At 68.4% G+C, this 18982-nt stretch carries 16 protein-coding genes; 7 read left to right on the top strand and 9 right to left on the bottom strand.

All coding sequences use genetic code 11. The annotated features are described in order from the left end of the window. Positions 1 to 85 precede the first annotated feature (85 nt). The 6 genes from HD597_RS55890 to HD597_RS55865 are packed head-to-tail and all read left to right on the top strand — an operon-like array spanning position 86 to position 8664. Positions 86 to 1408, top strand: a complete 1323-nt coding sequence (locus tag HD597_RS55890; protein ID WP_253756469.1) for a TrbL/VirB6 family protein — start codon at positions 86 to 88, stop codon at positions 1406 to 1408. Further along, positions 1405 to 2361: a PrgI family protein gene (locus HD597_RS55885; protein WP_253756467.1), complete on the top strand. Its 957-nt coding sequence runs from the start codon at positions 1405 to 1407 to the stop codon at positions 2359 to 2361. The genes HD597_RS55890 and HD597_RS55885 overlap by 4 nt, the downstream gene beginning before the upstream one ends. Then, positions 2358 to 4163 (top strand): VirB4 family type IV secretion system protein, encoded by a 1806-nt coding sequence (locus HD597_RS55880; protein ID WP_253756465.1) that lies wholly within the window; start codon positions 2358 to 2360, stop codon positions 4161 to 4163. The genes HD597_RS55885 and HD597_RS55880 overlap by 4 nt, the downstream gene beginning before the upstream one ends. Continuing rightward, entirely contained in the window at positions 4160 to 6625 is a 2466-nt protein-coding gene (locus HD597_RS55875) for a type IV secretory system conjugative DNA transfer family protein (protein WP_253756463.1), read from the top strand. Before HD597_RS55880 ends, HD597_RS55875 begins: the two co-directional genes overlap by 4 nt. Positions 6626 to 6672: 47 nt before the next feature. Then, entirely contained in the window at positions 6673 to 7545 is an 873-nt protein-coding gene (locus HD597_RS55870) for a replication-relaxation family protein (RefSeq protein WP_253756461.1), read from the top strand. 39 nt (positions 7546 to 7584) lie between these two features. Beyond that, on the top strand, positions 7585 to 8664 hold the full coding sequence (locus tag HD597_RS55865; RefSeq protein ID WP_253756459.1) for a C40 family peptidase: 1080 nt from the start codon (positions 7585 to 7587) through the stop codon (positions 8662 to 8664). A gap of 36 nt (positions 8665 to 8700) precedes the next feature. Here HD597_RS55865 and HD597_RS55860 read toward each other — a convergent pair whose 3' ends face one another. From HD597_RS55860 to HD597_RS55830, 7 genes are all read right to left on the bottom strand, one after another. Continuing rightward, positions 8701 to 9153, bottom strand: coding sequence for a hypothetical protein (locus HD597_RS55860; protein ID WP_253756458.1), 453 nt, complete (start codon positions 9151 to 9153; stop codon positions 8701 to 8703). Continuing rightward, positions 9150 to 9659, bottom strand: coding sequence for a hypothetical protein (locus tag HD597_RS55855; RefSeq protein WP_253756455.1), 510 nt, complete (start codon positions 9657 to 9659; stop codon positions 9150 to 9152). Before HD597_RS55855 ends, HD597_RS55860 begins: the two co-directional genes overlap by 4 nt. Before the next feature lie 68 nt (positions 9660 to 9727). Then, on the bottom strand, positions 9728 to 10081 hold the full coding sequence (locus HD597_RS55850; protein ID WP_253756453.1) for a hypothetical protein: 354 nt from the start codon (positions 10079 to 10081) through the stop codon (positions 9728 to 9730). Positions 10082 to 10369: 288 nt separating this feature from the next. Continuing rightward, positions 10370 to 10825, bottom strand: a complete 456-nt coding sequence (locus HD597_RS55845) for a hypothetical protein (RefSeq protein ID WP_253756452.1) — start codon at positions 10823 to 10825, stop codon at positions 10370 to 10372. Between the two features lie 193 nt (positions 10826 to 11018). Further along, on the bottom strand, positions 11019 to 12023 hold the full coding sequence (locus HD597_RS55840; RefSeq protein WP_253756450.1) for a DUF932 domain-containing protein: 1005 nt from the start codon (positions 12021 to 12023) through the stop codon (positions 11019 to 11021). A 156-nt stretch (positions 12024 to 12179) separates the two neighbouring features. Beyond that, on the bottom strand, positions 12180 to 13304 hold the full coding sequence (locus tag HD597_RS55835; protein WP_253756448.1) for a hypothetical protein: 1125 nt from the start codon (positions 13302 to 13304) through the stop codon (positions 12180 to 12182). A 1405-nt stretch (positions 13305 to 14709) separates the two neighbouring features. Beyond that, positions 14710 to 15408 carry an ATP-binding protein gene (locus HD597_RS55830; protein WP_253756446.1) on the bottom strand — a complete coding sequence of 233 codons (699 nt, stop codon included), beginning with the start codon at positions 15406 to 15408 and terminating at the stop codon, positions 14710 to 14712. A 282-nt stretch (positions 15409 to 15690) separates the two neighbouring features. Between HD597_RS55830 and HD597_RS55825 the strand changes: the two genes are divergently transcribed. Beyond that, positions 15691 to 16077 (top strand): hypothetical protein, encoded by a 387-nt coding sequence (locus HD597_RS55825; protein WP_253756444.1) that lies wholly within the window; start codon positions 15691 to 15693, stop codon positions 16075 to 16077. A 37-nt stretch (positions 16078 to 16114) separates the two neighbouring features. Here HD597_RS55825 and HD597_RS55820 read toward each other — a convergent pair whose 3' ends face one another. Together HD597_RS55820 and HD597_RS55815 are read right to left on the bottom strand one after the other, a co-directional pair. Continuing rightward, a complete protein-coding gene (locus HD597_RS55820) occupies positions 16115 to 16957 on the bottom strand; it encodes an AfsR/SARP family transcriptional regulator (RefSeq protein WP_253756442.1) in 843 nt (280 codons plus the stop codon). A 1098-nt stretch (positions 16958 to 18055) separates the two neighbouring features. Then, positions 18056 to 18346, bottom strand: a complete 291-nt coding sequence (locus tag HD597_RS55815) for a hypothetical protein (RefSeq protein ID WP_253756440.1) — start codon at positions 18344 to 18346, stop codon at positions 18056 to 18058. Positions 18347 to 18982: the final 636 nt, after the last annotated feature.

Below are 18982 nucleotides of genomic sequence, written 5' to 3'. Positions count from 1 at the left end.
GGACTTCGGATGCAAGATCAACCGGGCGCTGAACGGCTGGTTCGGCTCGATCGTCACCGAGGCGATCCAGCCCGCTTTCCAGACCATGGGCACGCTGCTGCTGTCCGCACCACCGCCGGACATGCTGGAGCGGGTGCAGGAGCTGTCCGCGCACGTGCGGGTGGTGGCCAACACGCTGCTGGCGCTGTTCATCCTGGCCGGCGGAATCATCGTGATGGCCTACGGCAGCGTGCAGACCTCCACCACCGCCGCCGAAGTCGCACCCCGCGTGGTCGTCGCGGCCATCGCGCTCAACTTCTCACTCACCCTCTGCCAACACGCCATCGAGCTCGCCAACGGCCTGGTCGCAGCGCTACTCGAGAACGGCGTCGACGCGCGGCGGGCCGGCGACCTGATCGCCAACAAGCTCGCCAACCCGGTCGGCCAGCTGGCGGCCCCGCACATGTTCTTCATCTGGATGGTCGCCATCGCCGTGGTGATGGGCCTCATCCTGGCCTTCATCGCGGTCGTACGGATCGCGCTGCTGCTGTTCCTGATGATCGCCGCGCCGCTCGCGCTGCTGTGCCACGCACTGCCGCAGACCGAGCACATCGCCCGGTTGTGGTGGCGCGCCTTCACCGGCGTCCTGGTCATGCAGGTCCTGCAGGCACTCGTTTTGATCCTGGCATTCAAGGTGTACTTCACCGACGCCACCGACGCCTTCACCACCGGCCCCGACCAACCGGTCCTGGCGGCGGCCAAACCGATCGTCATGCGCGCCATCGACACCCTGGTCCTGATCGGCCTGCTGTTCATCCTGATCAAGATTCCCGGCTGGGTGGCCCGCTCCGTCTGGCAGCCCGCCCAGCCCCAGCTCCTAACCCGCCTGATCAAGGCGCTGATCGTCTACAAGACCCTCGGCCTGGCCAGAACCGCGCTGTTCAGGAGCGGCCGAGCCACTGCCAAAGCCAAAACCGCGCACCGCCCTGGCCGCCCGCCAGGTACCACCAGCAAGGGCCGGCGAGGCCCGGCAGGACCTGCGCCACGCAACGGACCTCGGAGATCACAACCGACCAGCGGGCCTACAACCACAGGGGGAAGACCACCGGTGCACAATCCGGCTGCCCAAAACGGTCCACAGCAGCTCCAACTGCCTCTCAATCTCCCGCCAGCACGATCAGGCCCGCCGCGTACGGGAGCCGCATCCGTGCGGGGACGCCAGCTGGCGCTGCCGTTCCCGGTCACCCGCGTGCCCCGCCCGCCCACACCACCCGCCACGGCGCCGCCGACCGGCCCGTGGATCCGCCCGAAACCGCCCTGGGTGCAGCCGATGCTACCGGGCATGCCCACCCGCCCCGCGCGGCCCAGGCAACTCCACCTTCGGCTTGATCCGCCGCCCCGCCGCACTCGCGGGAGGGAGGGGCGATGAACGAGCCGGAGCCACTCCTGGCGCATATCCCGTCCGATATCGGCCAGCCCGATAAGGTCGCATACGGCCTGACCGTTCGGCAGATCATCATCGTCGGCGCCACCGGCGGGCTGGCAGCCCTCATCTACTACCTGTTCCACCAGCTCCTGCCCGTCCTGGTGATAGCCGGGCTGGTGCTGCCGCTGCTCGCCGTCGGCCTGGTCATCGCACTCGGCCGCCGCGAGGGCCTCACTCTTGATCGGTTCGCCCTGGCCGGGCTGCACTTCGCCCGCGCACCCAAGCACATGGTCGCCGCCACCGACGAGGTAGCCGGGCCGCCCGCCTGGTGCCGGCTGCGCGGCAAGCTGCCCGCGCCGCTCCTGCTGCCCGTGCGCAGGATCCGTACCGACGGTGCCTTGGAACTGGCCGATGGTGGGGTCGCAGTGCTGGTGGAGACCACCACCGTTTCCTTCCACCTGCGCACGACCGTTGAACAGGCCGCTCTGGTAGGCGCGTTCGGCCGCTGGCTCAACTCCCTGCCGGCGCCCACACAGATCCTGCTCCGAGCACGACCAGTGGAGCTCGGCGCGCTGATCAACATGATCGAGCAGCGTGCCGATGGACTGCCTCACCCAGCTCTCGCCCAGAGCGCAGCCGAGCACACCTCGTTCCTGCAGCAGCTCAACGTCTCGCGAGAGCTGCTCTCCCGGCAGGTGCTCATCGTGCTGCGCGACCAAGGCCCCACACGCGGACGCCGCAGCGTCCGGCGTGAGGCCGCAGCGGCGGTCGTACTGCGGCGGGCCGACGAGGCCGCCCGAACCCTGGCCACACTCGGCATCCACGCCACCGTCGTGGACGCCGGCTCAGCCCATCAGGTGCTCACCGAGTGCCTTGACCCTGGCGGCTGGCACCCCGGCCCATCCGCACTGCCTGACGACGTCATCACCAGCACCGACAGCCAGGAGATCCGATGAGACGACACCGCGTCCAGGGCGACACGCCCCAGCCGTCCACGCCGCTCGCGCCGGGCGCGCTGCAGGTAGGCGCCCGCACGCTGACGTTCCCCGCCGGGGTGGCCTGCTCGTTCGCGGTGGTCGGATACCCGCGCGAGGTCAGCGCCGGCTGGCTGGAGCCCTTGCTCACCTACCCCGGGCGCCTTGACGTGTCGCTGCACATCGAGCCGATTCCGCAGGCCGTGGCGGCGATGCGATTGCGCCGCCAGCTCGCCCGGCTGGAGTCGGCCAGCCGAACCGACGCCGCCCACGGCCGGCTGCAAGACTTCTCCGTCGAGGCCGCCGCCGACGATGCCACCGAGCTGGCGTCAAGCCTGGCCCGAGGGCATGGCCGACTGTTCAAGGTGGGCCTCTACCTCACCGTGCACGCCACCGCGCAGGACGAGCTGGACGCCGAGGTGGAGCGGGTACAGGCACTCGCCGCCTCACTGCTGCTCGACGCGCAGCCGACCACCTTCCGCGCCCTGCAGGGCTGGGTGACCAGCTTGCCGCTCGGCACGGACGCGGTGCAGTTGACCCGGACCTTCGACACCACCGCTCTTGCCGCCGCATTTCCTTTCACCTCCTCCGACCTGGCCACCGCGACCGGGGACAGTGCGGTGTTGTACGGGCTGAGCGCCTCCGGCACCGGAGTGGTCGTCTGGGACCGCTTCGCCCAGGACAACCACAACTCCGTCACCCTGGCCCGCTCCGGTGCCGGCAAGAGCTTCTTCACCAAGCTCGAAGCCCTGCGCCTGCTGTATCAGGGTGTCGAGATCGCCGTCGTCGATCCGGAGGACGAGTACGCCCGTCTGGCGTACGCGGTCGGTGGCACCCACCTGCGCCTCGGCGCCACCGGAGTGCGCTGGAACCCGTTCGACCTGCCCGCCAGCCACGGCTCTCACGATGACGTGCTGTCCCGGCGCGCGCTGTTCCTGCAGACTCTGGTCGCCACCATGCTCGGGGGCCCGCTCACCCCTCCGCAGCGCGCGACGCTCGACTCGGCGATCCTCACCACCTACCAGCAGGCGGGCATCACCCGCGACCCGGCTACCTGGGCCAGGCCCGCTCCGCTCCTGAGCAACCTCGTCACGGCGTTGCAGGCGAGCAAGCCGGGCGCCGAGCTGGCCACCCAGCTCACCCCGTACGTCACCGGCTCCTACCGGGAGCTGTTCGACGGGCCGACCACCACCACGCCGGCAGGACATCTGATCGTCTTCTCCCTGCGTGACCTGCCCGAGGAGATCAAGGCGGTCGGGACGCTGCTGGCGCTGGATGCCATCTGGCGGCGCGTGGCCAACCCCCGCGACCGGCGTAAACGTCTCGTCGTGGTGGACGAAGCCTGGCTGCTGATGAAGGAGGCCGAAGGCGCCCGTTTCCTGTTCCGGATGGCAAAGGCCGCGCGCAAGCACTGGGCCGGTCTCGCCGTCATCACTCAAGATGCCGCCGACCTGCTCGGCACCGACCTTGGCCAGGCCATCGTCGCCAACGCCGCGAGCCAGATCCTGCTCCGCCAGGCGCCGCAGGCCATTACCGCCGTCGGTGACGCCTTCAACCTGTCCGACGGCGAACGGCAGTTTCTGCTCGCCGCCGAGAAGGGCGAAGCACTCATGGTCGCCGGTCCCGCGAACCGCATAGCGCTGAGCATCGTCGCCTCGCCGTCCGAGGCTGCCCTGATCACGACTGACCCGGCCGAACTGGCCGATCTCGACCCTCCAGACAACCCACCAGTTCTCTTCCCAAGCCAGCCGTCCTGCGCCGATGAGGAGGTCGACCCGCTATGAACCCGACCGTGCCCTGCCTGCTCTGCAACATCAGCGATCAAGACGTCCAAGAAGGGTTGGAGTTCCTGCGCGAGCTGCCAGCGCGGCTGCCTGAGTACGCACTGCGCTACGGCTGGCGTATCGCCGCCGTCGTCCTAGCCGCCGTAGGCCTGCTGGTACTCGGCCGGCAGGTCGTCAGCCGGTTGCGCCACCGCGGGTTGGCCCCGGAGGCGCGGCTGATCGAGATTTCCTGCCCGCCCGACAGCGACCCGGACGGCGCCCAGGTGTTGTGGAGCCAGCTCCTCGGCCTGCTTCGCCCCGCCTGGAAACGCTTCCTGACCGGCCAGCCCCACCTGGTGTGGGAGTACCAGGGCAATGACGCGGGTGTCCGCATCCGCCTCTGGGTGCCCGGCATCGTGCCTCCCGGCATCGTGGAAAAGGCCGTCCAGGCAGCCTGGCCCGGCGCGCTCGTCACCACCACGCCCGCCACTCACCCGCTTCCGGCCGATGCGCGTGCCGTGGGCGGGCGGCTGATCCTCGGCCGTGCCGAGCACTACCCGCTCAAGACCGACCACGCCAGCGACCCGGTCCGCTCGCTGCTCACCGCGATGAGCAGCCTGCGCAGCGGCGAACACGCGCTCGTGCAGGTGCTGGCCCGGCCCACCACCGGCCGCCGCCTGCGCCGCGCGCACCGCGCCGCCGCTCACCTGCGCGGCGCTCGCAGCAGTAGCCCGCTCGGCCACGCTCTCGACGAGCTTGCCCCGATGTCCGGTCACTCCAACCCCGGCGAGCTGGCCCGCATGTTCCCGGAACGCGGCGAGCAGGTCCGCGCCATCCTCGCCAAGGCAGGACAGCCCCGGTACCAGGTCGCCATCCGCTACACCATTGCCTCCACCCGCGATGAGGCGTCGACGCCCGGCAGGCTCCGGGGACACGCGCACAGCCTGGCCGCCGTCTTCGCCTTGTTCACCTCCGGCCACCAGCACCTACGCCGCGCCCGCTTGTTCCGTCCCGGCGCGGTTGCTCGCGACCGCCGCCTCGATCGCGGCTACCTGCTGTCCGTCGGCGAGCTGGCCACGCTGGCCCACCTGCCCTGGGACACCGACGCCCCCGGTATCGCCCGCGCCGGAGCCCGCCCCGTCGCCCCCAGCCCCGCCGTACCGCGCGACGCGGTGAACGGGCCGGTCCGGGTGCTGGGCGACAGCGACGGCGGCCCACAGCGCCCCATAGCCCACCCGGTCGCCGACGGACGCCACCACACCCATGTCCTCGGCGGCACCGGCGTCGGCAAGTCCACCCTGCTCGCCAACCTCATCCTCGCCGACGCCCACGCAGGGCGGGGCGCCCTGGTCATCGATCCCAAGGGCGACCTCATCAACGACGTCCTCGCCCGCCTCCCCGAGCCGATCGGCAGGACCGTCGTGTTCGACCCGCAGGACCCGGCGCCACCACCGACGATCAACGTCCTCGCCGGACCGAACCCCGCCTTCGCCGTCGACTCCATCGTCACCATCTTCCACCGCTGCTTCCGCTCCGCCTGGGGACCTCGCGTCGACGACCTGCTCCGCTCCACATGTCTCACCCTGACCCGGGTGCTCGGCCAGCGCGCCACCCTGGGCGAGGTACCCCGGCTGCTGACCGACGCCGCCTTCCGCGCCCGCATCACCAACAAGCTCAACGACGACCTGCTGACAGGGTTCTGGAACTCCTACGAGGCCCTCACCCCCGCCGGTCAGGCGATCGTGATCGGCCCGGTGATGAACAAGCTGCGCGCCGTACTGCTGCGCCCCTTCGTCCGCAATGCCCTGACCAGGCCGACCACCAGCGTGTCCATCGACAAGCTGCTCAACAGCGGCGGGCTCATCCTGGCCCGCCTGCCGAAGGGCATCTTGGGCGACGACGCGGCCCGGCTGTTCGGCTCCATCCTGCTCGCCCACACCTGGCAGGCCGCCACCCGCCGCGCCACCCAGCCAGAAGCGGAGCGCTCGGACGCCACCATCTACCTCGACGAATGCCAAAATTTCCTGAATTTGCCCGGCCACATCAACGACGTCCTGGCCGAGGCCCGCGGCTACCGCCTCTCCCTCACCCTGGCCCACCAGCACCTCGACCAGCTCCCCGCTGATCTCCGCGAAGCATTGTCAGCCGACGCCCGGAACAAGATCTACTTCAACGCCTCGCCCAAGGACGCCGCCGAGCTCAAACACCACACCAGCCCGCTCATCACTCCGCACGACCTCACGCACCTGGGCGCCTACCAAGCCGCCACCCGCCTGGTCATCAACCGTCAGCAGACTCCCGCCTGCACCCTACGGACGCGGCCGCTCCCACCCCTCATCGCCGACCGGGAGCAGGAAATCCGGCAGTCCTCGCGCGATCGCTTCTCCAACAGCCCGGCACCAGCCGACGCCCCGCCCAGGCAAGGGGCCAAGCATTCCCAGCGAGACGCACCCGAACTCGATCCGCGCACCTACAACACGTAGCCGCCCGTCGACTCGAAACGGCAGACCATCCACGAAGGAGATCCGTTATGCCCGCGAAGCCCGTGCCCGTTGGACAGCCCCGCCTCGACCGCGTCACCCTGGCCACACTCGCCGCCCGGTTGACCCCCCGCGACTACGACATCCTCGCGTATTTGCACCAGCACCGTGTTCTGACCACCCACCAGCTGCAGCGCATCTTCTTCGGCATTCCGCAGTCGGCCCGCAAGCGCCTGGGAGCCCTGTACGCGCTCAACGCCGTCACCCGCTTTCGCCCCTGGGCGCCGTACGGCACCGGCTCCCAGCCCGTGCACTGGCTTCTCGGCCGTGCTGGCGCCGCCGCTCTCGCCAGCCGAAAAGGCGTCACCGTCAGAGAACTCGGCTACAACCCAGACGACCCCATCGCCGTCTCCTCCCGGCTCCGGCATCAGGTCGGCGTCAACGACTTCTTCTCCCACCTGCACCACCACGCCCGGCAACCCGGCACCGAGGCCGAGGTGAAGGCATGGTGGTCCGAACGGCGCTGCGCCCGGCTCTGGGGCGACCTGGCCCGCCCCGACGCCTACGGTCATTGGACCGACCAGAACCGGGAGATCGACTTCTTTCTCGAGCACGACACCGGCACCGAGACCCTCACCAAGGTCACCGCCAAGCTGCATGGCTATGCCGACCTCGCCGAGGCCACCGGCATCAGCACACCTGTCCTGTTCTGGCTTCCCAACCGCACCCGGGAAACCAACCTCCGCAGACATCTCGCGGCCAGCACCGAGGTCCCCGTGGCCACCGCCGTGCACACCGCCGACGGCCCGGCCGGACCGGTCTGGCTGCCCCTCGGCCCTGACCGGCCCCGGCTCCACCTCGCCGACCTCGGCACTGTCTGGCCCCGGCAAGCTTCCGCAGCCGACCGGCAAGCCGGTACGTGACCTGCTGACCGGTCCCGCCTCGGAACGGAGCTGAACGAGATGAAGTACGCCGTGGCCGGCACCGCCTTCCTCCTGCTTCTCATCATCGCCGTCATCGCAGCCGCCACCAGCATGCTCCTCGGCCCTTCCGGCCTGGGCGGCGCGACCTGCCTGACTGCGGCAAGGAGCGGCACCTTCGGAAGCGGTCCGGCCCCGGCCGTGCCAGCCCTCCAAGGCTTCGACGAGAGCTTGGTGGAAGAGCAGCGGGGCAACGCCGCGCTCATCATCCAGGTTGCCCACGCGCGCGATCTGCCTGCCCGAGCGGCAGTCATCGCCGTCGCCGTGGCTCTACAGGAATCCCGGCTCCGCAATCTCGAGTACGGCGACAAGGACTCTTTCGGCCTGTTCCAGCAGCGCCCCTCCCAAGGCTGGGGGACCCGTGAGCAGGTCCTCGACCCTGCTCAGGCCGCCCGCCAGTTCTACGGGCGCCTCGCCGACGTCCCCAAGTGGGAACGGCTCCCGCTCACCCGAGCGGCGCAAGCCGTGCAGCGCTCGGCCTACCCTGACGCCTACGCCCGGTGGGAACCCCTCGCCCAGCACCTCGTCGACGCCCTCACCAATGCGTGCGTGCTCCCCATGGCGGGCGAACAGGTAACCGCCGTTCTCGCCTACGCGCACGCCCAACTAGGCAAGCCGTACATTTGGGGCGCCGAAGGACCGACTGCCTTCGACTGCTCCGGCCTGACCATGCGCGCCTACCAAGCAGCCGGCATCTCCATCCCCCGCGTCGCCGCCGACCAATGGCGCCATGGACCACCCATCCCAGCAGGCCAGGAACAGCCTGGCGACCTCGCCTTCTTCAACATGCAAGCCGACGGCCCCGGACACGTCGGCCTCGTCCTCGGCAACGGGCAGATGATCCACGCCCCCAACCGCCGCAGCGTCGTCAGAATCGACACCTACCAGCGCCGTGACCTGGTCGGCTTCACCCGGCCACCGGGCAAGCAGACCCACGCTGACGTACTCCAAAGAAGGCCGCACCCATCATGGCGGGTGAACACCCTCCGGTCATGGGAAAGACCCTGGCGGACGGGCCTGATCCGGTGGTGCAGGAGGTGTGCCCCGGCCAGCACACTTTGACTGTGCTGGGCGGGGCATGCCACCTACGCCACCGGCTCAGGCGCTACCGGCCATGTCCTCCTCCGCTACCGGCTCTTCTCCGCCGCAGATCCGGCAGGCGCGTTCCTCCTCGGCGGTGAGCACCACGGCGTGCAGCTCCGGAAGACCGATGGTCACGGCCTTGCAGAGGCGATGCCAGCCGTCAATGATCAGGATGCCGCCGGTCGGGACGGTGGCCGCGATCAGCGGCACGGACAGATCCACCCGCGCGGCGTGCTCGGCATCGATGGCGACCAGGTTGAGCATGGCCGCCCACCATTCGGTCACGATCAGCCTCTCCGGGGTCCGGCCCTGGGCGAGCTTCTTCGCCGTGGTGATGTCCCAGCTCCAGCCGAGTATCTGGAAGAACTCCAGACGAGACCGATCTGTCCGCTTCAGCTCCGGGCCGTTCGCGGCGGGAGACTCCGGAGCCGGGGTCGTGGGTTCGCCGCTGCGATCGGGGTGGGTCATGCCGTGGTCTCCTGCCCGGTCGAAGCGCCAGGGCTCTGCTCCGCCGAGCAGAACGCCGTAAGCGTCCTGGCTTGGGCGAGGAACGTGCGGGCGGCGTCTTGCCGGATCAGTGCCAGGCTGCGCTCGAGGTGGTCCAGGGCAGGTGCGCGTTCGACGTCCGCCCGAGACGCCGTTGCGAGCATCGCGGGTTCGGGCGGAATGGGATCGGTGACGTAGGGGGCGATCCAGGAGATGAACCTGGCGACGGCCTGGGACGGGCGCAAGCCGCCACTGTCGGCGTACTCGATGTGCCGGGCCACCAGCAGCCACCAGGTACACACGGTGTGCGCGTGCAGGGTGTCGTAGATCTGCCCGACCGTCAGCCGCTCGCCCCGACCCAGACGCCGGAACAGATCATCAGTGTGATGCTGGCGAGCGCTGCGAGCCTGCTCGATGATCGCCTCCAGAGAGGCCGGAGCCCCTTCGGGAGGTGCGCCGGTGGCGGGATGCTGCTCGGGGATGTTCATGATGTTGGTGTCCCTTCCTTCGGAGGTGTCGCCAGCGCCGGGATGCTCTGGCGCGGTCGGCTGCTCGCTCACGGCGTTGCGGGCGTGGTCGGTATGGCGAACCCGTCGGGGGGCGTGGCCGGGTTGGTTGCCTGGTGGATGAGGTGCTGGGTGAGCAGGTGGCCGCTGTCGTTGAGGAAGTCGCGGGCGGCCATGCGGGCGGCGTGGGCGAGGGCGTGATCGAACAACGTGCCCGGCCGGGCGGCCGGAGGTTCTGTGGTGAGGTAGTGGCGGGCCCAGGACCGCACCCGGCGTAGCGCGTGGTCGGAGGTCAGCTTCTTGCCGATGATCTCCTCGTCCACCAGGTCCCACCAGGCGCGTGCTGCCTGGGCGTAGACGGTGACGAACAGCTGCTCGCCGGTGAACCGCTGTCCGTTCTGCAAGGCGAAGATCGCCTTCGCTGCCGCTGTGTAGCAGCTGTGACGAGTGGCGGTGATCTTCTCGGTGGTCAGCTGATCGCACGAGGGCCACGCCTGCTCTTCATGATCGGGAGTGGCGTCCCTCGCGGGGGTGATGCCACCCACCGGACAGAGCGGAGGCAGAGGGTCGGGCTGGCGGGACTTGTCCATCGTGTGTCGTCCTTTCGTGGAGTGACAGGGGTTTGGTGAGGGGTGGGGGTTATGGGGTGAGCGCCTGATCGGCGGGCTCCAAGCCGTACCTGGCGCATGGCGTCACGGATAGCTCCCGTCGGCCTGCTCAGTCGCGGAGGTGGTTGGCGGGGTCCCCTCGCCCAGGCGGGCGTCGTGATCGGTTAGGAGAGCCAGCGCGTCGGCGAGTTTCTCGGTCGCGTCGAGAAAGGCCCGGGCGCCGCCCCTGCGGGCCTCGGCCATGGCCAGGACGAACAAGCCGCCGTTGTTCACCGGGCGGGCGTTGATCAGCAGGTCCTGGGCGCGTTGCCGCACGGTGAGCAGTGCGGTCGCGCCGTCGATCGGTTCCTCGCGGCCGTGGGTGAGGTCGGTGACTTGCTGCCACCACGACATCCGCTGGTAGGCGTAGGCGATGCGGCCCAGGTCCTTGTCGTGCAACGTGCCCTCGTCGTCCAGGGTGGCGATGCGGTTGAGCGCCTCGCTCAGTTCCCAGCGCGCGGCGTTGGCGTAGTGAACGGCCAGGTCTTCGAGTCGTCCCATGACGATCTCCTTCGGTGTCGGTCGATGACGTACGTGAGGTGGGCTATCGGCTGATCGGGCTGCCCCGGGCCCGGGCCGGGTCGCCCATGTGGCTATGGGCCCGGCGTCGGGGGCGGCTCCGGCACGCCGCCGTGTAGCGGCGTGGTGCCCGGTACGGCCCGCGCCGGGCCGTACCGGAGCCAGCGGCTATGGGTCAGGCGGTGGCCAGGAGCCGGAACGCGCGGATCTTGATCTTGGCGTGGTCGTGGTCGTCGAGCAGGGCCCGCTCCGCCCGCACGGCCGCCACGTCACGGCTGCCGAACACAGGGCTGCGGTGGTCCAGCCGCTCGGTCACCGCGTTGTAGGCGGCCCAGCGGGTGTTGCGGATCGGCTCTTGCGTCGGCGCGTGGGCGAACAGGTGCTCCAGCTGGCGCAGGGTCAACTCGCGGTTCTTACGCGCCAGGTCCTTCGCACCCGGCGGGATCGGGTACAGGACGTTGGTGAACTGGCGGAACTCGGAGAAATCCATCGGGGTCGCCAGGAGTTTCTCGGCTTCGGCAGCGAAGGCTTCCCCGTGCTTCCAGGTGAGCTTCAGCGCGTCGCGGGCCTCGGCGATGCGTCCGGCCATCCGGCCGGTGTGCCGGACGGTGAACTTCGAGGCGTGATTGGCCAGCGCGGCCCGTTCGGTGTTGGCGCACACCACCCGGACCGGGGTCGCCACGGTCACGAACGACCCCCACCCGTCATGCCGGGAGAACGCCGCCAGGTACAGGTCGATCTGATCGAATCCGCCGACCATGAGCGGCTCGGGCAGCCGCATGGTGACGAAGATGCGCCGCCCGTTGTTCAGCGACCCGCCGGTGTCGAACACCGCCCCCGACTCATCCACCAGGGTCTGCAGGAACGCGGTCACCTCCTCGTTCTGCAGCACCTCATACTCTTTGCCGACCCGGCCGAGCCGTTCCGGCGCACCGGTGACCGGGTTGGTACGCACCACCAGGAAGTCCTCGTCCGTGGCGACCGGCTGCCCGGTGAGCGGGTCGGTCACCTGACCGACCGGCACCTTACGCACGTTCCACCCGGCGAGCTGGGCGTTCGACAGGAGCTCCTCGGCGGTCATCGACCCGGGCGCGGTGTAGCCGAGCCCGTGCCAGCCAGGCTTAGCGGCGGCAGCGAACCCGGCCGAACCGTTGGCGAAGATCTCGATCTCGTGAGCCATGACAGTTGCCTCCTTCAAAGGCAGGTCGCGAAACAGGCGTGAGGGGGAGGGACAGAGGCCGGGCCTCGGCACGGGAGGGGAGGCGTACGTGCCCGGTGCAGGAGGTGATCCCGGGCGGAGAGCGGACCTTCATGTGAGGCCGCTCTCCGCCGGGCGTCAGAAGGTGGGGGACGTGCTGGCGAGGCGGAACCGGCGAGGCCGTTCGCAGGTCAGCTCGGCCTGGTCGAGATTGACCAGCCGGTCCAGGGCGTTGGCCACGGCACCGGAGGAAGAGTCCAGGGCCCGCCCGATCTCGTAGGGGGTGAACTCCTTGCCCGGGTACTCGTTGAGGTGCTCCAGCACTCGGTCGCGCAGCGCACCGTGCCGGATCGAACTCCCCGCCGCCACGCCTCCGCCCCTGCCCGAGGAGCGGGCCGGGGTGGTTCCGGTGAGCACCGCGCGGGCGTTGCGGTGCACCTGCGGCGCGCGGGCAATGGCCATCTCCAACCGGCCCAGAGCCAGCACCGCCTCCTCGCTCTCCCCTATCGCGGTCGCCGCACCGATGAACAGCTCGGCCAGTTCCAGGAGCTCGGTCCGCGCCTGCTCGCGCGCTGGATCCGTGTCGGCCGCCGGGGCATCCTCGCCCTCTCCAGACTCCTGATCCTGGACCGCCACCTGGCCGTCACCAGGAGCGGGAGTGCCCTCCGGCTCCGCGACGCCGGGCTCTCTGACTGCTTGCGGCATGTCCATGTCGGACTGTGGGAAGACAGTGCTCGCAGCGGACTCTTGTGCGTCCTCCGTCTCGGCGCTCGTCTGGGCCGAGTCATCGCTGATCATCTCGTCGGCGGGCTGGACGGGTATGACCGTGGCGTCGTCCGGCACCGCTCGGAGGTCACTCTCCTCGTGGTCCTGCTCAGCGATCGACGCGGCGCCGGTCACGGCCGGATACCAGCGGTCGGGGGTGCGGCCACGGCCCGTTCCGTCGTGCCCGCCCATCTCCCTACGGGCCCGTCCTTCGGCCACGAGTTGGTTGAGGATCTTGCCTGCAACCATCCGGCTCATTCCCGCCGCCGCGCCGATCACCGTGGCGGATGCGCCGGGGTTGGCCGCCAGTGCGGCCCACAGCGCCTCCTGACGGTCGTTCGGCATGTCCCCCACCGTCGCGCCGGAGGGCGGTGTGGCAGCCGTGTCCGTGGCGTACGGGGCCATATCAGCAACGTTGCCGGAGGCGATTTCGAGGGTGTCGCCAGAAACGATTTCCGGGGCACGAGTTTCGGGGTTGCGAGTTGCCATCGCGGGCACATCCCTTCCATTTTCCGGCCCTGAATTCCGGGGCCGACGATTTCCGTGTGGCTCGACGATGTCTCGGCTTGTCGGGCCATGGCAAGCGGTCGCAACGTATTTCTCGGTTACCGCAACGGCTGGAGAGGCTGTCCTCACTAAATGATTGGTGAGCTGCTAAACCGTTCTGCGAGAAGGCACCGAAAGAAGCTTGACTTCCTAACCGGAACCGGGTCGCCCTAAATTCGCCAACCATCAACGCCACGATGGGGATGCATCCTCTTCAAGAAGAAGCGCGAAGACTTCAGCGACACCCCCGCCCTGGGCGGCGAAACGAAATATGCACATGACGGAAAGTGCACTCGAGGTGGACGCAGCCCACATTCGCAGGCCAGTCGCCTGCGGTCCCGTACGGGTACTGATGTACGACGGCGCCAGCCCGGTGATCATCCTTACCCATCGCTGCGACGACGATCGAGACGCCCGCTAGGAGATGGCGTCTCAACCCCTCCAGACGCCCACGACCCCTGGCACAACCGACAAAGATTCGGCTCGGCGGGCGCCGGTCAAGTGCACGCCGGCACCGAGGCACAAGCATCAAGATGTCCGGTGATGAACAGTCAGGCGGGCGGACACCAGACAGCCGGCCAGTCAAGCCGCCGACCACCACCCACAACGAGCCCACACACCTATTCCCCAGTCGCCTTAAGGCGAGTCGGGGCGCGCATCGCGCCACCCGAAAGGCGCTGACCATGGAAAACGGCACTGCCCGGAGTAGCGGTCTTAACCGCGCAGACGAACGCTACCCGCAACTCCACACCGACATCCCCGGCGAGCGCCTCCAGCCTCGGCCCTGCCTCACGCGCTCATCCCAAGCCGTTTGCAGGTCACCGGGCAACAGGCCGTTGCAGAGTCACCCCACGGCCATGGGCAACCATCCGCTCATACGATGCCTTCCGCCCGCGGACTTGCTTGCGCGACTCCGTACGCTTTCGCGCGTGACGAGCACGCCGACGTGACCACGGCCATCGCCATGGCCGCCGTCCCGTCCTTCGGACCCGGCGCGGAATGGCCACCCACGTGCCTGTCCCGGACAGGCGCGCGGGCAACACCCCGGCCTTCACAGCCGACATCGGCCCGATCAGCTCTGTCCCGGGTACATCAACAGTCTCCGCTCTCTGGGGCTCGGCGTGATCCATCTCTGGCCCCACGACGGACAGGAGTCGGTCACCGCTCGTCTCGGGCAGCATCGCCCGCAGCGCGGCGGGTCCAGCAGCAACGATGACCGAGTGCTTGCCGCGCAGCGCCAGCCAGCGGTTACGCACCACCAAGAACGCCCAGTCCGGGCGCTCTCTCCGCAGCTTCTGCAGCTCACGCTGCGCCCACGACTCCTGCCCGTATGCGGACACCTGGTCCGCCTTCTGGCTTATGAGGCCCTCCGCGGCCCGATCGAAGGGTCCAAGCCGTTCGCACCTCCTGCGCTCGCGGCCATGACGACGCCCTGGCTGTGCTCATCGGACCCCTGATCACGACCTGACGGGTCTCGCCCGACTCGCTGACGGAGCTCGGCACCGCCCGAAACGAGGCTGAACTCGGCCCAAACCGCATGCCCGCACACGGGATCCCCCGCCACCCCAACCCGATCGGCAAGCGCAGCCACCCCAGCCAGTCCCCTGCCGCTCTCGCTCAGGTCCAGCTCCGCCCGCCGGGCGGCGGCCACCGCTCGGCCGAAGTCCGGAACAGCTCCCACACCCAGGTCATACACCGTCACCCGAGCAACCGAAGCGGTCCGTGCCACCTCCACCACGAAGAACCCACCCCGCGCACCGGACTTCGTGTGATGAAACGCGTTGCCGGCCAGTTCGGCCGCCACCCACTCCGCGTCCTCCGCCCAGACCGTGTCTCGCAGCAGCAGCCGCACCAGATGACGCGCGGGCGCGGCCTGATCCCCTCGGCCGGCGAATGCCTGCCGCCACACCAGGCCGTCTCCGGCGCATCCGGCCCGAACGCCCTCCACGACGTGAGCTGGCCGCAGATCCGGCAACCGCCCCTGGCACAGCGGCTCCCCTCCATGCCGAAAGCCGTCTTCTGGAATGCAGGTCTCCTGGTCGCAGTACTGGTTCACCGCTGATCCCCTCCGATGACACCCCGGTCGATCCGGGGAGCGGCCAGCACCATCAACCACCTTCGCGCCCGATTCACACCCCCAATCCCGCGGCCCAGAACCACCCGGCCTCCAGCAACAACGACCTGCGACAACGACAGCGCCGTCAGCCCCGGCCACGCCAGGCCGGACGAATCGACCACCCCAAACAGCAACTTGAGCCGCTCACCCCAGCCGCCCTACCCTCCACCAACCCCATCCTGGGTGCACTTGTCAACGCCATCACCGGAAGGAACACACCGCATGTCCGGCCAGGGCTATCAGACGCTTCTCGACTGCCGACGCCGGAGCCGCCTGCTCCGCGAGCGTGGCTTCACCATCGATCAGATCGCCATCGTCCTCAGCCTCGACCACCAGGTAAACCCGCTACGGCTCTACCGCTACGCCGCCGGACTCACCGCGAGGCAGGTCGTCACCGCCCACGCCCGCCTCGACCTCGCCAGAGCAACTTTGCGCGAAGATCGTTTGTACGACTACGAGCGCTGGCCCCATTCTGGCCGCCGTCCACCAGCACACACGCTCCGCCTCCTCGCCCGCATCTACGACACCACGCCTGCTCGCCTCGTACCGGCCGAGGTCCTGACCACGTACCTGGCTCGCGACCAGAAGGCACTCACCCAGACGGAGTGATCCACGCAGAGGTGCGCGTTGCCAGACAAGCTGTCAACTACTTGATGAAGCGCTCGTAGGTGCGCCGGGCCTGGGGTCCAGGCTTGGCGTCGATCTCGGCCAGCCGCTCGGTGAGCTGCCGGAAGGTCAGCTCCACTGCCGGCAACCGTCCCAGCTCGCCCTGGATCGTCATGATCTGGCACCACAGCACCTCGCTGTGGGGATCGATCCGATTGACCGCCAACGTCAGGGTGCCCAAGGCGCCATCCGGGTCCTGTTTGCGCTCCAACTCGGCCAGCTGCGTCACCGCCGTCATGGCTTGGTTCAGTGCGGCCTGACGGAGGGGAAGGCACCACAGGTCATCCCGACCGGCCAGGAACGGACCTTGATACAGGTCCAGCATCTGCCGCAGCGCTTCCCGCCGACCGGAGTCGCAATCGGCGGTGTTGGCCTTCACATACGCCTGCTCGAACCGCCACCAGTCGACGTCGAAGTGCGTCGGCGGCAAGCTGCGCCGTTGTTCCGCCTTGACGACGAACTTCACCTCGGCACCGAGTCCCGTCGCCCGGCGCATCGCACCGTTGATGTCACGGATGGCGGTCTCCAGCCGGCGCACGCCCCGCTCCCCGTCCCTGGGCCACAAGCGCGCGATCAACGACTCCGACGATTCGCCGTCCTTGGACGTGGCGAGCAGAGCGAGCAGCGCCCGGCCATCGGCCCTGCCGAAGGAAACTTCCTGCTCCGCTACTCGCACCCGCAAGGGGCCGAACACCTCCACCTGCGCAATAGCCGGCTTGCACGCGACCGGCGACGCTGTTGGAGGCTCGCTCGGTGTGACCTCCGCTTCTTGCTGGCTCCAATTCCGCTCCTCGACCTCAGCAGAAGGTTCCGCCGCGGTCATCGCCTTGGTCGCACACGCTGTAGGTGCCAACGCATGGTTGTGCTGCACTTGTGGAGGAGCAGACGGCTGCTGACGCGGGCGAGTTCCTGCCGGGAGCGTCGTCATCGTAAGACTCGGTACGGTCCGTACGCGGGCCCAGCGCATCAGCAAACCGCTGACCAGCATCACGACCAAGGCAAAAACGGCACCGCCTACCGGAACAGGCCAGGTGTCACCGGAGACGTGCTTGTCCGGAAGATTCGCAGGAGAACCCATGCCGGGTGCTGGTTCCGTGCGGGACCTGACGGGCGACGGCGCAGGGATGCTTGAAACCGGAGGTGGCGCCGCAGTAGACCGTTCCTGATACCGAGAACCCTTCTTCTTCCGCTTGCGTGAGCTATCGCGCTTCTCTTCGGGGTTGACTGGCCGTGGCCGCTCGATCTGGTCCCCATGCTGGCGCCTCAACTCGGTCCTGTTCCGGTTATCAGTACCTGGCCTTCGCTCAACCGCCGGAGCCCTACGTGTTTTCACTGGAGCTGGATCTCGATCCAGCCGCTCATCGCCGGAGGGACGAGAAGGAGTGGTCCTCACTCTTGGCTGGTCCGATCGGCTCTGCGGAGGTGCGGAAGGAGCAGGGCGCTTCCGGTGTTCCTTTAGGCTCCCGATGAGGTCTACGGGCCGCCCGTTCCTGAAGTCATCGTTGACAGCGGCGCACCAACTCTTGATGTCGAACATCTGATACGCCTGCTCGGAGACTGGCGGGCAATAGTCAGCGGCAACTGCTTGCGCTGCAAGCGGTGCCCCGAGGCTCACGCCGAGCGTGACAGCGATCAGGGCAGGGTACCGAATGGAACTCGAACGCCCTACCCTATTGCCCCTTACGAGAAGGTTTTCCCGAATCATCAGGCACCTCCCGCGGAGCCGGTCATGTCAGTTCCGGTATATCAACTCCTCCACGCAAGATGATCAGAGAAACGCGATGCAAATCACCAATAATCAGTCTCGGTCGATAATTTTTATGCAGCCAGACGGCCGGACAGACGCCGAATATTCACCACATGGAAGGCATCATCGGTTGCATCGGGTCCACACCGGGACGCCGGGCACCACAGAAGTGGACTATCCGACAAAAACACTCTTACCCGACTTGGCGATCTCCATCTGACCTAGAAGGAGCACCGCATTGATGTCTACGTCGCATTTCGACCCCTCATGGATGAACGCGACGTGACTGGTGTCATTGAAGACATACGCTGGCAAATCGTCAATCGCGAAGCAGCCGCTCGGGTTGTAGTAGATCCTGTCATTGACGATCAGGACCCCTCTTGCGGCTTCGGCCGTCGCGGGGACTCCCATCACCAGCATCCCGACCATGGCAATAGCACCACCTCTTGCGGCAACACGTCTCATCGCAGCCTCCGCGCGATCTCGATGGCGACACCCGCACTCTCAACAGAGAGTAATACACTGAACACGAAGAGGTATAGGGGTGAGGCTTATCGCCTCCTTGGGATCATGATCCCGCCTCGACTGCTGACAGACCGCCAACCCGGTAGAGCCGGAATCGCCAAGCGCTCCACGCTCGGCCGGCACCGCGACATCCGGCCAAGGCTTCGCACACCGACGCCACCATGAACAAGGTTCGTCATGGGCCGCCCTACGGAAGATCCAAGCCCGCAGTGACGCACGAGGAGCCGCACGTACGCTGCGCACGCAAAGGATCACGTGCATGGGGGCGAGGAATGCGCAAGAAGGTTGAGCGGCCGCAAGGACGAGTGGGCGCCAAGATTCTCCTGTTGGTGGGCGGCGCTGCCGCCATGGCCGGTGCGGTAGCTCTGGGCGGACTCGGCCCGGTCCCACCCGCCGACGGGCAGAACTCCTCGCCGCGTGCCATGAGTACCCTGCCAGACCTCACTCGTGATGCTGCGCCCGCAGCGTCCCTGCCGTCGCGTCCGTCCAGCGCGGAATCCACTTCCCCTGTCCCGGTCTCCTTGGCCCTCCCCCACGGTAGGACCACAGCACGAGGCGAAGGCGATGGCATCGAGC

Source organism: Nonomuraea thailandensis (assembly GCF_024172165.1).
Classification (GTDB): Bacteria; Actinomycetota; Actinomycetes; order Streptosporangiales; family Streptosporangiaceae; genus Nonomuraea; species Nonomuraea thailandensis.
This window is presented reverse-complemented; position numbering and strand designations above follow the sequence as displayed.